The sequence below is a fragment of the Mesorhizobium sp. M8A.F.Ca.ET.057.01.1.1 genome (genome assembly GCF_003952565.1).
Taxonomy (GTDB): Bacteria; Pseudomonadota; Alphaproteobacteria; order Rhizobiales; family Rhizobiaceae; genus Mesorhizobium.
This window is the reverse complement of sequence record NZ_CP034454.1, coordinates 4682367-4695547: the sequence shown is the minus strand read 5'-3', so window position 1 is coordinate 4695547 and position 13181 is coordinate 4682367. Positions and strand designations below refer to the sequence as shown.

General features: G+C 63.3%; 13 protein-coding genes, 1 pseudogene and 1 riboswitch. Of the genes and pseudogenes, 11 read left to right on the top strand and 3 right to left on the bottom strand.

Translation table 11 applies throughout. From position 1 onward, the window contains the following. The first annotated feature begins 52 nt into the window (after positions 1 to 52). Both fabI and EJ077_RS22425 read left to right on the top strand, forming a co-directional pair. Positions 53 to 871 carry an enoyl-ACP reductase FabI gene (gene fabI / locus EJ077_RS22430; protein WP_208696334.1) on the top strand — a complete coding sequence of 273 codons (819 nt, stop codon included), beginning with the start codon at positions 53 to 55 and terminating at the stop codon, positions 869 to 871. Between the two features lie 52 nt (positions 872 to 923). Then, positions 924 to 1511, top strand: coding sequence for a histidine phosphatase family protein (locus tag EJ077_RS22425; protein ID WP_208696332.1), 588 nt, complete (start codon positions 924 to 926; stop codon positions 1509 to 1511). Positions 1512 to 1520: 9 nt separating this feature from the next. Here the strand turns inward: EJ077_RS22425 and EJ077_RS22420 are convergent, their stop codons facing one another. After that, positions 1521 to 1784, bottom strand: coding sequence for a DUF1344 domain-containing protein (locus EJ077_RS22420; protein WP_127279983.1), 264 nt, complete (start codon positions 1782 to 1784; stop codon positions 1521 to 1523). A 185-nt stretch (positions 1785 to 1969) separates the two neighbouring features. Between EJ077_RS22420 and aroC the strand changes: the two genes are divergently transcribed. Both aroC and ribB read left to right on the top strand, forming a co-directional pair. Further along, positions 1970 to 3070: a chorismate synthase gene (gene aroC, locus EJ077_RS22415; RefSeq protein WP_208696330.1), complete on the top strand. Its 1101-nt coding sequence runs from the start codon at positions 1970 to 1972 to the stop codon at positions 3068 to 3070. Between the two features lie 113 nt (positions 3071 to 3183). Beyond that, a complete protein-coding gene (gene ribB / locus EJ077_RS22410; protein WP_208696328.1) occupies positions 3184 to 4284 on the top strand; it encodes a 3,4-dihydroxy-2-butanone-4-phosphate synthase in 1101 nt (366 codons plus the stop codon). 19 nt (positions 4285 to 4303) lie between these two features. On the opposite strand, the gene EJ077_RS22405 is transcribed toward ribB, so the two are convergent. Then, positions 4304 to 5524: an MFS transporter gene (locus tag EJ077_RS22405; RefSeq protein WP_208696327.1), complete on the bottom strand. Its 1221-nt coding sequence runs from the start codon at positions 5522 to 5524 to the stop codon at positions 4304 to 4306. 119 nt (positions 5525 to 5643) lie between these two features. On the opposite strand from EJ077_RS22405, the gene EJ077_RS22400 reads away from it, so the two are divergent. After that, positions 5644 to 6252: a TetR/AcrR family transcriptional regulator gene (locus EJ077_RS22400; protein WP_208696326.1), complete on the top strand. Its 609-nt coding sequence runs from the start codon at positions 5644 to 5646 to the stop codon at positions 6250 to 6252. A gap of 89 nt (positions 6253 to 6341) precedes the next feature. Then, positions 6342 to 7325, top strand: coding sequence for a hypothetical protein (locus EJ077_RS22395; RefSeq protein ID WP_245458508.1), 984 nt, complete (start codon positions 6342 to 6344; stop codon positions 7323 to 7325). Positions 7326 to 7492: 167 nt separating this feature from the next. Here EJ077_RS22395 and bluB read toward each other — a convergent pair. Continuing rightward, positions 7493 to 7999, bottom strand: a pseudogene (gene bluB / locus EJ077_RS32300) (5,6-dimethylbenzimidazole synthase); the annotation flags it as partial. Between the two features lie 171 nt (positions 8000 to 8170). Next, positions 8171 to 8353, bottom strand: a riboswitch (cobalamin riboswitch). A gap of 178 nt (positions 8354 to 8531) precedes the next feature. Here bluB and EJ077_RS22385 point away from each other — a divergent pair. The 5 genes from EJ077_RS22385 (at position 8532) to dxs (ending at position 13043) form a co-directional block, all read left to right on the top strand. Further along, the gene (locus EJ077_RS22385) at positions 8532 to 9458 is read left to right on the top strand and encodes a histone deacetylase family protein (RefSeq protein ID WP_208696324.1); all 927 of its coding nucleotides are present in this window, start codon (positions 8532 to 8534) and stop codon (positions 9456 to 9458) included. Between the two features lie 3 nt (positions 9459 to 9461). Further along, positions 9462 to 9713, top strand: coding sequence for an exodeoxyribonuclease VII small subunit (locus tag EJ077_RS22380; RefSeq protein WP_127280686.1), 252 nt, complete (start codon positions 9462 to 9464; stop codon positions 9711 to 9713). Positions 9714 to 9805: 92 nt separating this feature from the next. Next, complete coding sequence (locus EJ077_RS22375; RefSeq protein WP_208696323.1) at positions 9806 to 10072, top strand: DUF2277 domain-containing protein; 267 nt, start codon at positions 9806 to 9808, stop codon at positions 10070 to 10072. 40 nt (positions 10073 to 10112) lie between these two features. Continuing rightward, entirely contained in the window at positions 10113 to 11033 is a 921-nt protein-coding gene (locus EJ077_RS22370; RefSeq protein WP_208696322.1) for a pirin family protein, read from the top strand. A 72-nt stretch (positions 11034 to 11105) separates the two neighbouring features. Further along, complete coding sequence (gene dxs, locus EJ077_RS22365) at positions 11106 to 13043, top strand: 1-deoxy-D-xylulose-5-phosphate synthase (RefSeq protein WP_189521884.1); 1938 nt, start codon at positions 11106 to 11108, stop codon at positions 13041 to 13043. The last annotated feature ends 138 nt before the right edge of the window (positions 13044 to 13181 follow it).

The following is a 13181-nucleotide window of genomic DNA, read 5'->3' as shown; positions in this document are numbered from 1 at the left end:
TGCCTGTGCGATAGGCACTCCACAAAGCAGAAACCTTGCGGAGAGCGCTGACATGGCGGGTGGACAGGGCCTAATGGCCGGCAAGCGCGGCCTTATTCTTGGCGTCGCCAACAACAGGTCGATCGCCTATGGCATTGCCAAGGCCTGCGTCGATCACGGCGCAGAGATCGCACTGACCTATCAGGGCGAAGCCTTCAAGAAACGAGTCGAGCCACTGGCGGCGGAGCTGGGCGCCTTTGTCGCCGGCCATTGCGACGTCACCGATCCCGCGAGTTTGGACGAGGTTTTCGCCAGCGTCGCCAAGCATTGGGGCAAGCTCGACTTCCTCGTCCACGCCATCGCTTTTTCCGACAAGGACGAACTGACCGGCCGCTATGTCGAGACGACGCGGGACAATTTCCTGCGCACCATGGACATTTCGGTCTATTCCTTCACCACCATCGCCAAGCGCGCCGAAGCGCTGATGACCGAGGGCGGTTCGCTGCTGACGCTGACCTATTACGGCGCCGAAAAGGTGATGCCGCACTATAACGTCATGGGCGTCGCCAAGGCGGCACTCGAGGCCAGCGTGCGTTACCTCGCCGTTGATCTTGGCGCCAAGAAGATCCGCGTCAACGCGATTTCCGCCGGCCCGATCAAGACGCTTGCCGCCTCCGGCATCGGCGATTTCCGCTACATCCTAAAGTGGAACGAATACAATTCGCCGCTGAAACAGACCGTGACGCAGGAAGAAGTCGGCGATTCCGGCGTCTATTTCCTGTCCGATCTATCGCGTGGCGTCACCGGCGAGGTGCACCATGTCGATTCCGGCTATCACGTCGTCGGCATGAAGGCGGTCGACGCGCCGGATATTTCCACGGTCAAGGACTAGTTCTCTCCGCCTGTCCTGCGTCCAGGCCCTGGCCCGATCTCCGGAAGAGCTGATGTACCCGCTGGTTTATATCGTGCGCCACGGCCAGACCGCGTGGAACGCCGAGTTCCGGCTTCAGGGCCAGGCCGACACCGATCTCAATGCTCTCGGTCGCGAGCAGGCGACCGGAAACGGGCATCGGCTGGCCGAACTCGTCGGTGATTCCCATGAGTTCGACTTCGTCGCCAGTCCGATGAGACGCACGCGCGAAACGATGGAGCGGATCCGCGCCGCGATGAAGCTCGATCCGCTCGCCTACCGAACCGATGTCAGGCTCGTTGAAGTCAATTTCGGCGATTGGCAGAGTTTTACCTTTGCCGAGCTCGAGACGCGGTCTCCCGGGGCAAGCATGACGCGTGCTCGCGACAAATGGAATTTTCAGCCGCCGGGCGAAGGGGCGGAGAGCTACCAGATGCTGCTCGAGCGGGTGAAGCCATGGTTCGATGGGCTTCGAAGCCGGACGATCTGCGTGACTCACGGCGGCGTCATGCGCACCCTGTTTCGCTTCGTGCTTGATATGCCCGAGGACCAGGCCGCGAACCTGGAGATACCGCAGGATCGCGTGCTCAAACTTGAAGGCAGGAGCCTGGAATGGCTTTAGGATCTATTGCTAGTTCGTGTCGCCGTCTCCCGGCAACTGCATGTCCGTGACGACGTTTTCGCCATCGGTCACATCATAGGCGATGACGATGTCCATGCCCGGCTTCAGCGCGTCGAGATCGGTCTCGGCATTCAGCTTGTAGGATTTGCCGTCGTCCAGCGTCAGGGTCAGCGCATCCTTGTCGACCTTCTTGATCAGGCCTTCGGTCTGGCCGGCAAAGGCGGCGGTGGAAAGCAACAGCGTGGCGGCAACAGCGCCAATCAGGGTACGCATTATCGTCCTCTTTGGTCATTGCGCCGGCCTGGGTGGCGGCGGGTCCTCAACGGCGAATGGAAGAAAGCAGAAACCAGCCGAATGTGTCAAAACTTAAACGGCGGGGATGACAGTTTGACCACTGTGGAAAACGCCAATAGAAGGCTGGCTTCAGCCGGTTTTGATGCCGGGCAGGGCGCATTTCCATGTCTCACAACACGTTTGGCCATCTTTTCCGCGTCACCACCTGGGGCGAGAGCCATGGCGCGGCGCTCGGCTGCGTGGTCGACGGCTGTCCGCCGGGTATCCGTTTCACGCGCGATGAAATCCAGGCCGAGCTCGACAAGCGCCGGCCGGGCCAGTCGCGCTTCGTCACGCAGCGCCGCGAACCGGACGAAGTGAAGATCCTCTCGGGCTTCGTCCTCGACGAGGACGGCACGACGATGATCACCACCGGCACGCCGGTGTCGATGCTGATCGAGAATGTCGACCAGCGCTCGAAGGACTATGGCGAGATCGCCCGCCAGTTCCGGCCGGGCCATGCCGACTACACCTACGAAGTCAAATACGGCATACGCGACTATCGCGGCGGCGGCCGCTCCTCGGCGCGCGAGACGGCGGCCAGGGTCGCCGCCGGCGCGCTCGCCCGCAAGGTGGTGCCGGGCATGGTGGTGCGCGGTGCGTTGGTGTCGATGGGCGAAAAGTCGATCGATCGCGCCAACTGGAACTGGAATTTCATCGGCGATGCCGAGAACCCGTTCTTCACCCCGGATCCGGCTTCCGTGCCCGTCTTCACGCAGTACCTCGACGGCATCCGCAAGGCCGGCTCCTCGGTCGGCGCGGTGATCGAGATCGTCGCCGACGGTGTGCCTCCCGGCCTCGGCGCGCCGATCTACGCCAAGCTCGACCAGGACATTGCCTCCGGCCTGATGTCGATCAACGCCGTCAAGGGCGTCGAGATCGGCAATGGTTTCGAGGCCGCCCGCATCACCGGTGAACAGAATGCCGACGAGATGCGCATGGGCAATGACGGCAAGCCGGTCTTCCTCTCCAACAATGCCGGCGGCATCCTCGGCGGCATTTCTACGGGCCAGGCGATCGTCGCGCGCTTCGCCGTCAAGCCGACCTCGTCGATCCTGACGCCGCGAAAGTCGATCGACAAGGACGGCAGGGATGTCGAAGTGATGACCAAGGGTCGCCACGACCCTTGCGTCGGCATCCGTGCCGTGCCGATCGGCGAAGCCATGGTAGCCTGCGCCATTGCCGACCACTATCTGCGGCACCGAGGACAGATAGGGAGGGAGTAGGGGAGTAAGGAAATATGTTGCGCTCCTAGCCCGGTCAGCCAAATCTTTTTGCTTTTCCCTACTCCCTTACTGCCCTACTCCCTTATTTCCCTGCGAGCGAAGCGAGCATTTCCATGCCTTACGACCAGAAGAAGATCGTTGAAGCCATTCGGGCTTTCGAACGCGGCGAGATCGTCGTCGTCATGGACGATGACGGGCGTGAGAATGAGGGCGACCTGATCGTCGCCGCCGTCCACTGCACGCCGGAGAAGATGGCCTTCATCGTGCGCAACACGTCGGGCATCGTCTGCACGCCGATGCCGCGCGAGGAAGCCAAGCGGCTGAACCTCGCGCCGATGGTCGCCGACAATGATTCGGCCCACACCACCGCCTTCACCGTCAGCGTCGACTTCAAGCACGGCACGACGACAGGCATTTCGGCCGACGACCGCACGCTGACCGTGCGCAATCTTGCCAACGGCAATGTCGGCGCCTCCGATTTCGTCCGCCCCGGCCACATTTTCCCGCTCATCGCGCGCGAAGGCGGCGTCTTGATGCGCTCGGGCCATACCGAGGCGGCCGTGGATTTGTGCAGGCTCGCTGGCCTGCCGCCGATCGGCGTCATTTCCGAACTGGTCAATGATGACGGCACCGTCAAGCGCGGCCCACAGGTGCAGGCTTTCGCCGAGGAACACGGCCTGAAGCAGGTTTCGGTCGCCGACCTGATCGCTTACCGGCAACGCAAGGAAACGCTGGTCGAGCGCGTCGCCTGCTCCGACATCGAGACGCTGGGTGGCAAGGCGCAGGTCTTCACCTACACGCTGCCCTGGGACACGATGCATCACGTCGCCATCGTCTTCGGCGACATTCGCGACGGCGAGGACGTACCGGTGCGGCTGCATTCGGAGGATGTGGTGACCGATGTGTTCGGCACCAGCCACCGGCTCGACGGCATCATGAAGACGATGGGCGAGCGCAAGCGCGGCGTCATCGTCTATCTCAGAGAGGGCTCGGTCGGCGTCGCCCACCAGGAGCGCAATCGGCCGGTGTCGGGTGACCGCGAGGACCATGAAGAGGCGCGCCGACGTGAGAGCGAATGGCGCGAGATTGGGCTCGGCGCCCAGATTCTCAAGGATCTCGGCATTTCCTCGATCAACCTGATCGCTTCGCGCGAGCGCCACTATGTCGGTCTGGAAGGCTTTGGCATCCACATCGCCAAGACCGAGATTATCTGAGCTCAACAAACCCTGGCGGTCATTCGGCAGGGATTGCCGCCTCGCATCCTTCCAGCTCGCATTCGTGGGTGGCGAGGCTGCGCTGGCCGAGCAGCACCGTGACCAGTGCGATAACGCCTGATGCAACCGAAACCCAGAACCCGTTCTGGGCGCCGAACGCATCCACCACCGCGCCGGCGGCGAAGGAACCGAGCGCCATGCCGATGCCGATGCCGGTCATCACCCAGGTGATGCCTTCGGTCAGCATCGCTTCCGGCACGTGCCGTTCGATCAGGCCGAAGGCGGTGATGAAGGTCGGCGAGATCGCCACGCCGCTGATGAACACGGTCAGCGCCAGCAGCGGCACCGAACCGGCGGTGAGCGGCAAAAGCGTGCCAAGCGCGACCAGGGCGACGGCGATTGCCAATTGGCGTTGCAGCGGTGCTTGCAGGTTGAGGGCGCCGACGATGATGCCGAGCACGAACGATCCTAGCGCATAGACGCCGATGACAAGGCTGGCGGCGCCCGGCTGGCCGAATTCCCCAGTGATGGCCACGGTGCTCACCTCCGTCGTCGCGAAGGTCGCGCCGATGAAAATCAGGGCAAGGGTGATGATCTGCACCGGCCGCAGCCTTATTGCCGAGCCGCTCGTGGCACGGTCCACCGGCCGCACCTGCGGTTCGGTCGAGCGCTGCAGGATGAAGGCCGTCGAACCGATGGCGAGGAGCACGGTGCTGACCAGCACGCCGGCTTCGGGAAAGAGACCCGCACTGAGCCCCACCGACAGCGACGCGCCGGCGATATAGACCAGCTCGTCCGCAGCCGATTCGAAGGCGAAAGCGGTGTTCATCTGCGGCCGTCCTCGGAAAATCTCGGTCCAGCGGGCGCGCACCATTGCCGGCATGCTGGGCATGGCTGCGGCCGCCAGTGCCGAGACGAACAGCGTCCAGACCGGCCAATCCTGATTGGCTGCCGCGATGAGAACCGCGAAGGCAATCACGGTGATGATGGTGGTGGGGACCACGATGCGTGTCTGGCCCAGACGGTCCACCAGCCTTGATATTTGCGGCGCCACGAAAGCGTTGCCCAGCGCGAAAGTCGCCGAGACCGCGCCGGCCAGCCAGTATTCGCCACGCGTCTGAGACAGCATCGCGACGATGCCGATCGGTGCCATGGCGATCGGCAGGCGCGCCAGGAAGCCGGCGGCCGCAAAGCCTTTGGTTCCGGGGGCTCGAAAGATTTCCGAATAGGGATTTTGCATGGCTGGTTCCTCGACAAAGGATGATGCGACAATTACATACGATGCGTATGAATGTCAGATAGTTCATACGTTGCGTATGTCATTTGGCATACGAGACGTATGTAGATAGGTCCAGAACCATGCACAGACCCCGCAAGGAGATGATTGCCGAGACGCGAGCCAAGCTGATCGCGGCGGCCCGCCAGGCTTTCGGCACCATTGGCTACGCCGAAGCGTCGATGGACGATTTCACCGCATCGGCCGGGCTGACGCGGGGCGCCCTCTATCATCATTTCGGCGACAAGAAGGGACTGCTGCAGGCGGTTATCGCCGAAATCGACGCGGAAATGGCCGCCCGGGTGAATGAGGTCGCGTCGAGGGCGCCGACCCGCTGGCAGCATTTCGTCGACGAATGCACGACCTACATCGAAATGGCGCTGGAGCCGGAAATCCAGCGCATCATGTTCCGGGACGGTCCGGCCGTGCTGGGAGACCCGGCGCAATGGTCGAATGCCAATGCTTGCGTCGGTTCAATGACCGATCATCTGACCGCGCTGCAGCAGGAGGGGGTGGTGGTGCCGGGCGTCGATCCCGAAACGGCGGCGCGATTGATCAACGGTGCGAGCAGTCAGGCCGCACAGCGGATCGCCAACTCGAACGATCCCGAAGCGACGTCGAGGAAGGTGGTGGCCGCATTCAAGCAACTGCTCGAAGGCCTGCTCGAGAAACCGGAAGCGCGGCCAAACTGAGCCGCCGTGGCGCTTCCGCCACCGCCTGCAATTGACAATAGCCGGTTTGGGCGCATCCTCCCCAGCCATCTCTGAGGGGAGAATCGGGCATGTGGGATTTCGATATCGGCAGGTCGGTGTCCATCATGATGCGGACCTGGCCTTTCATTGTCTTTCGCATGATCGTCTATTTCGGCATCACGCTGGCCTACATCATGGCCACCGGCACCGGTGCCTCGGTCGGCTACGGCGTCGGCCATATCTCCACCGATCCCGACGGACCGTTGTCCTTTGCCCTTTGGGGCGGCGTGGTCGGTTTCGGCGTCGTCTCGATCGCTGTCTACTGGCTGCGCGAATACATCCTCTACGTCGTCAAGGCCGGCCATATCGCCGTCATGGTGCATCTGATCGACGGACATGACGTTCCCGACGGCCAGAACCAGATCGCCTACGCGAAAGAGGTTGTGACCGAGCGCTTTGCCGAGGCGAACATCCTTTTCGTCGTCGACCAGCTGGTCAAGGGCGCCATCCGCGCCATCACCGGCCTGCTGGGTGGCATCGCGGCCTTCCTGCCCATCCCAGGCCTGAGCGGCCTGGTCTCGTTCCTCAACACGGTGATCCGGCTATCGCTGACCTATGTCGACGAGATCATTCTCGGCTACAACATCCGCATCAATTCGTCCTCGCCGTTCGAGACGGCGCGCCAAGGCGTGGTGCTCTACGCCCAGAACGGCAAGACCATGGTCAAGAACGCCGTCTGGCTGGCGGTCATCATGTGGGGCGTGTCTTTCGTGATTTTCCTGCTGATGCTGGCTCCGGCAGCCGCCATTCTTTACGTCATGCCCGGGCAACTCGCCGGCTGGGCTTTCGTGCTCGCCATCGTCTTTGCCTGGGCTTTCAAGGCAGCCTTCATCGAGCCATTCGCCATTGCCTGCCTGATGCAGGTCTATTTCAGGACCATCGAGGGCCAGGTGCCTGATCCGGCCTGGGACACCCGGCTGGCCGAAGCCTCATCGAAGTTCCGGGAACTCAAGGACAAGGCGCTGTCCACCTTCGGCGGCTCGCGCTGGGGCACGGCCGGCGCGACGCTCTGATCGGCGGGGCTGGCGGGCGCACCTGCGACGGTGTCGAGGCGCGCCACCGCCGATTTGAGCGGTGCCTCACCCTGGCCGCAAAACGTCTCGCTCATGATCAGGTCGGGCAGCGGCAGGCGTCGGCCCCAGCCATGTGTTTCGAGGTCGGGTTTCGGCGCGAACTCCGAGACACGGCCGACGCAGAGATAGGCGACCGGCGTCACGTGGTCGGGGACAGACAGCAGGCTTTTCAGCGCTTGCGCCTCGATGATGCTGACCCAGCCGACGCCAACACCCTCGATGCGCGCGGCCAGCCAGAAATTCTGCACCGCGCAGACCGTGCTGTAGAGATCCATTTCCGGGTTGTGCCAGCGTCCCAGTGGCGAGCCTTTCGAGCGCTCGCGGTCGCAGGTGATGCAGATGTTGAGCGCGCTTTCACAGATGCCTTCAAGCTTGAGCTTGCGGTAGAGCGCCTGCCGGTCTGCCTCGATTGTCGGCAGTTCCTGCTCACGCGCGGCAAGGAACAGGTCGCGCACCTCCGTCCGTCGCTTGGCATCGCGGATGACGATGAAGTTCCAGGGTTGCATGAAGCCGACCGATGGCGCGTGGTGGGCGGCAAGCAGCAGCCGCGCCAGCACTGCATCGTCGATCGCCTCCGATGTAAAATGGCTGCGGACGTCGCGCCGCGTGAACATGGCGCGATAAACCGCGTCACGCGCTATCTGATCAAATCCATCGCCCATTGGAGCGGTCGTGGCTTCCGGCATCGCTTGTCCCCTTGCGATTGCAGCAGTTCAAATTCTCAGAGCGTACTTTGTGCGTCCAAGAGGACGCACGTCGCTCTGATGTCATCCGCCTGACCATGCGGATGACGATGCCTGCCAGGCCGGTCTTCTGGCTCGGGATCAACCCGCGTCCGGTGCCTTCCCGTCATCGACAGTGGCATTTACCGGCGCGGTCCCCCTTACAGCGTTGGGCACGCCACGGAATTTAACCGTGTTCCCGATTCTCCCGCCGGAGCATTTGCTGCCAAGTGAAATCACTTGGCGTCGCAGAATGCCGCTAAAACAAACAGACCGGCAGGCACCAGGCAGTGGCTCCAACCTTACGCCGAAGCCCCGGCGCCGCCAATCCCCGCAGCGACGCCAATGGACGCAGGCGTGATTTTCCCCAGCGATCAAGCCGCAACGCATGGCCATTACGGCGCCGGGGCACTAGATAGGGGAGATGGCTACCCGTCTCTACACGCACCCCATCTTTCTCGAACACATCACCCCGCCGGGTCACCCCGAGCGGCCCGACCGCCTGCGCGCCATCGAGCGCGTGCTCGACGACGAAGCTTTTGCCGCGCTCGACCGCGTCGAGGCATCGCAAGGCGACGAGGCGACGATCCTCTACGCGCATCCCGCCGATTTCGTCGCGCGTGTCCGCGCCGCCATCCCCGACGAAGGCATTGCCCACATCGACGCCGACACCACCGCCAGCCCGAAGAGCTGGCAGGCCGCGATCACGGCGATCGGCGCCGCCAATGCCGCCGTCGACGACGTCTTTGCAGGCCGCGCCGACAATGTCTTCGTCGCCGCCCGTCCGCCTGGCCACCACGCAGAAAAGACCACCGCCATGGGCTTCTGCTTCTTCAACACGGCGGCGATCGCTGCCCGCTATGCGCAGAAGAGGCACGGCGCCGAGCGTGTCGCCGTCGTCGACTGGGACGTGCATCACGGCAACGGCACGCAGGATATTTTCTGGGATGATCCGTCGGTGCTCTATTGCTCGACGCACCAGATGCCGCTGTATCCAGGCACGGGCGCGAAGAACGAGACCGGTGCCGGCAACATCGTCAACGCGCCGCTGGCGCCACGGACCGGCAGCGAGGTGTTTCGCGATGCGTTCCTGTCGCGCGTGCTGCCATCGCTCGACAATTTCGCCCCCGACCTGATCATCATTTCGGCCGGCTTCGACGCGCACCACCGCGACCCGCTGGCGGAAATCAATCTGACCGAGGACGATTTCGACTGGGCGACCGGCCAACTGATGCAGCGCGCCACACGCCACAGCGGCAACCGGCTCGTCAGCCTGCTCGAGGGTGGCTACGATCTGCAGGGATTGGCATTTTCGGTCGCCGCCCATGTAGGGCGACTGATGAAAGGATGAATGATGAGCGGTGAGATCAACGAAGACGTCAAGGCGATGAGCTTCGAACAGGCACTCGACGCGTTGGAGAAGATCGTCGATGATCTGGAGCGTGGCGACGTGCCTCTCGACCAGTCGATCCGGATCTACGAGCGTGGCGAGGCGCTGAAGGCGCATTGCGACCGCTTGCTGAAGGCAGCCGAGGACAAGGTCGAGAAGATCAGGCTGTCGCGCGATGGCAAGCCGGTTGGAACCGAGCCGCTCGACGCGGACTAAGGCCCCTCGCAGTCTTACCGATTTTTGGACACGATCATGATTGAGGATACAGTTCGTCCCGATTGAAACGGACAAGAGGAGGTTTGGAAACGATGTGCAGAAACATCAAGACCCTGTTCAATTTTGATCCGCCGGCAACCAACGACGAAGTCCGCGACGCGGCACTCCAGTTTGTCCGCAAGCTGAGTGGAACGACGCGACCGTCGAAACAGAACCAGCATGCGTTCGATCATGCGGTCGAAGCCATTGCGGCATCCGCCCGCGAATTGCTTGATTCCCTCGAGACCCACCAACATCCGCGCAATCGCCAAGAGGTGGCGGCCAAACTAAGAGGAAAGGCCGCGATCCGCTTTGCCTGATGCGGCTGAGGCAGCCACCGAGCGCTGACCAGGAGAGTTCATGAGCTTCTTCCCGGGGAAAGACCCTGAGGCCGGCGATGCCTTCGCCAGCGACCAGATCGAACTGATGGTCATCCCCAACGCCAAGGATATTGGCGGCTTCGAGGTGCGCCGCGCCTTGCCGACCGCCAAGAGAAGGCTGGTCGGGCCGTTCATCTTTTTCGACCGCATGGGTCCGGCGATCCTGCGCGCCGGCGAGGCGCTCGATGTCCGTCCGCATCCGCATATCGGCCTGTCGACCGTGACCTATCTGTTCGACGGCAAGATCAGGCACCGCGATTCGCTCGGCACCGAAATGGTCATCGAGCCCGGCGACGTGAACCTGATGACCGCAGGCCGCGGCATCGTCCACTCCGAGCGCACGCCGCAGGAATTGCGCGGCGCGCCGATGTCCATCTCCGGCCTGCAGACTTGGCTGGCATTGCCCGACGGCAAGGAAGAGGTTGCGCCCGTCTTTGAGAACACAGCGGCGCTTCGGCTTCCGGAAATCGATGCCGAAGGCGTCAGCGGGCGCGTCGTCATCGGTGATTTCCAGGGATTGCGGTCTCCGGTGCGGGCGGATTCCGAAACGCTCTACGCTGATTTGCGGCTGGCGCCCGGCGCCAGTGTCAAAATCCCGGCCGATGCGGAAGAGCGCGCCATCTACACGCTGGAGGGCGAGGTCTCGATTTCGGGCGACGTCTTTCCGGCGGAACGGCTGCTGGTGTTCCGCCCCGGCGACGAGATCGTCATATCATCGCCGACCGGGGCGCATTTCATGCTGTTCGGCGGCGCCTCGCTCGGTTCGAAGCGCTACATCTGGTGGAATTTCGTCTCCTCGTCCAAGGAGCGCATCGAGCAGGCCAAGCAGGAATGGAAGACCGGCCGCTTCGATATCGTTCCTGGCGACGAGAAGGAATTCATTCCGCTGCCGGAAGGCTGAGCGGATCGAGAGGCTGACCGTCCGCGTCACCGACACGCATTTACTTTCGCCGGCCGGCGGCCTATCCCGCCGATGAACAGAAAGTCTGGGCCCAACGTGAACGCAACGCCGCATACGCCGCTCCTCGACAGGATTCGCATCCCGGCCGACCTGCGCACGCTGGCCGAGAGCGAATTGCCGCAATTGGCATCCGAGCTGCGCGCCGAACTGGTCGATGCCGTGTCCCGCACCGGCGGCCATCTTGGCGCCGGCCTGGGCGTGGTCGAACTGACAGTGGCGTTGCACTATGTTTTCAACACACCCGATGACCGGCTGATCTGGGATGTCGGCCACCAGGCCTATCCGCACAAGATCTTGACCGGACGCCGGGACCGCATCCGCACCTTGCGCCAGGAAGGCGGCTTGTCGGGCTTCACCCGCCGGGCCGAGAGCGAATACGACCCGTTCGGCGCCGCCCATTCCTCGACGTCGATATCGGCCGGCTTGGGCATGGCCGCCGCCCGCGACCTCTCAGGCGGCCGCAACAATGTCATTTCCGTCATCGGCGACGGCGCAATGTCGGCCGGCATGGCTTATGAGGCGATGAACAATGCCGGCGCGCTCGATGCGCGGCTGATCGTCATCCTCAATGACAACGACATGTCGATCGCGCCGCCGACCGGCGCCATGAGCGCCTATCTGGCGCGACTGGCTTCTGGCAAGACCTATGTCGGCCTGCGCGACTTCGGCAAGAAGCTGACCTCCTATCTCGGCAAGCGGGCTGATCGCGCCATCACGCGGGCGGTCGAGCATGCGCGCGGCTACGTCACCGGCGGTACTTTGTTCGAGGAACTCGGCTTCTATCACATCGGCCCCATCGACGGTCACAATCTGGAACATCTGATTCCGGTCCTGAAAAATGTCCGCGACAACGGCAAGGGTCCGGTGCTGATCCATGTCGTCACCCAGAAGGGCAAGGGCTACGCACCGGCGGAAGCCGCCGCGGACAAGTATCACGGCGTCAACAAATTCGACGTCATCACCGGCGCGCAGGCCAAGGCGCCGGCCAATGCGCCGGCCTACACCAAGGTGTTCGCCGAAAGCCTGATCCAGGAGGGCCGCGAGGACGACCGCATCGTCGCCGTCACCGCCGCAATGCCGAGCGGCACCGGCCTTGACCTGTTCGGCGAGGTGTTCCCGTCAAGAACCTTCGATGTCGGCATCGCCGAGCAGCATGCGGTGACCTTCGCTGCCGGGCTGGCAACGGAGGGCTACAAGCCGTTCGCGGCGATCTATTCGACTTTCCTGCAGCGCGCCTACGATCAGGTCGTCCATGACGTCGCGATCCAGAAACTGCCCGTGCGTTTCCCCATCGATCGCGCCGGCTTTGTCGGCGCCGACGGCGCCACCCATTGTGGCGCTTTCGACACCACCTTCCTGGCAAGCCTGCCGGGCTTTGTGGTGATGGCGGCGGCCGATGAGGCGGAACTGCGCCACATGGTGCGCACCGCCGCCAGCTATGACGACGGGCCGATCGCCTTCCGCTATCCGCGCGGCAACGGCGTCGGCGTCGACATGCCGGAGCGCGGCTCGGTTCTCGACATCGGCAAGGGCCGCATTGTCCGGGAAGGCAGCAAGGTCGCCCTGCTGTCCTTCGGCACAAGGCTGCAGGATTGCCTTGCCGCCGCCGAGGAACTCGGCGCGGCCGGGCTTTCCACCACGGTTGCCGATGCCCGCTTCGCCAAGCCGCTCGACCAGGATCTGATCCGGAGGCTGGCTCGCTCGCACGAGGTTCTCGTGACCGTGGAGGAGGGCGCCATTGGTGGCTTCGCCAGCCATGTGCTGCAGTTCCTTGCCCAAGAAGGATTGCTGGAGAGCGGCCTGAAGGTACGCCCGCTGGTTCTGCCAGACGTGTTCGCCGATCACGCCAAGCCGGAAAAGATGTATGCCGACGCCGGTCTCGACGCCGCCGGGATCGTGCGCACCGTTTTCACCGCCCTCGGCCACACGGTCCGCGCCCAGCGCGCCTGAATCAAAACCTGAACAGTCTGAATCAGTTTGCCGGCTTGATTTCATAACGCGTTGTTAACGCTGCCGTTTGGTGTTTCGCTTACCGTGTCCCTTGGCCGTTTTTCAACGGCGCCCTGCTAGACAGCAGCCAGGCAGGGA

What these genes read in the sequence shown, in the direction of transcription:
- fabI (WP_208696334.1), top strand. Translation starts at nt 53, where the DNA reads ATGGCGGGTGGACAGGGCCTAATGGCCGGCAAGCGCGGCCTTATTCTT.
- EJ077_RS22425 (WP_208696332.1), top strand. Translation starts at nt 924, where the DNA reads ATGTACCCGCTGGTTTATATCGTGCGCCACGGCCAGACCGCGTGGAAC.
- EJ077_RS22420 (WP_127279983.1), bottom strand. Translation starts at nt 1,784, where the DNA reads ATGCGTACCCTGATTGGCGCTGTTGCCGCCACGCTGTTGCTTTCCACC.
- aroC (WP_208696330.1), top strand. Translation starts at nt 1,970, where the DNA reads ATGTCTCACAACACGTTTGGCCATCTTTTCCGCGTCACCACCTGGGGC.
- ribB (WP_208696328.1), top strand. Translation starts at nt 3,184, where the DNA reads ATGCCTTACGACCAGAAGAAGATCGTTGAAGCCATTCGGGCTTTCGAA.
- EJ077_RS22405 (WP_208696327.1), bottom strand. Translation starts at nt 5,524, where the DNA reads ATGCAAAATCCCTATTCGGAAATCTTTCGAGCCCCCGGAACCAAAGGC.
- EJ077_RS22400 (WP_208696326.1), top strand. Translation starts at nt 5,644, where the DNA reads ATGCACAGACCCCGCAAGGAGATGATTGCCGAGACGCGAGCCAAGCTG.
- EJ077_RS22395 (WP_245458508.1), top strand. Translation starts at nt 6,342, where the DNA reads ATGTGGGATTTCGATATCGGCAGGTCGGTGTCCATCATGATGCGGACC.
- EJ077_RS22385 (WP_208696324.1), top strand. Translation starts at nt 8,532, where the DNA reads ATGGCTACCCGTCTCTACACGCACCCCATCTTTCTCGAACACATCACC.
- EJ077_RS22380 (WP_127280686.1), top strand. Translation starts at nt 9,462, where the DNA reads ATGAGCGGTGAGATCAACGAAGACGTCAAGGCGATGAGCTTCGAACAG.
- EJ077_RS22375 (WP_208696323.1), top strand. Translation starts at nt 9,806, where the DNA reads ATGTGCAGAAACATCAAGACCCTGTTCAATTTTGATCCGCCGGCAACC.
- EJ077_RS22370 (WP_208696322.1), top strand. Translation starts at nt 10,113, where the DNA reads ATGAGCTTCTTCCCGGGGAAAGACCCTGAGGCCGGCGATGCCTTCGCC.
- dxs (WP_189521884.1), top strand. Translation starts at nt 11,106, where the DNA reads ATGAACAGAAAGTCTGGGCCCAACGTGAACGCAACGCCGCATACGCCG.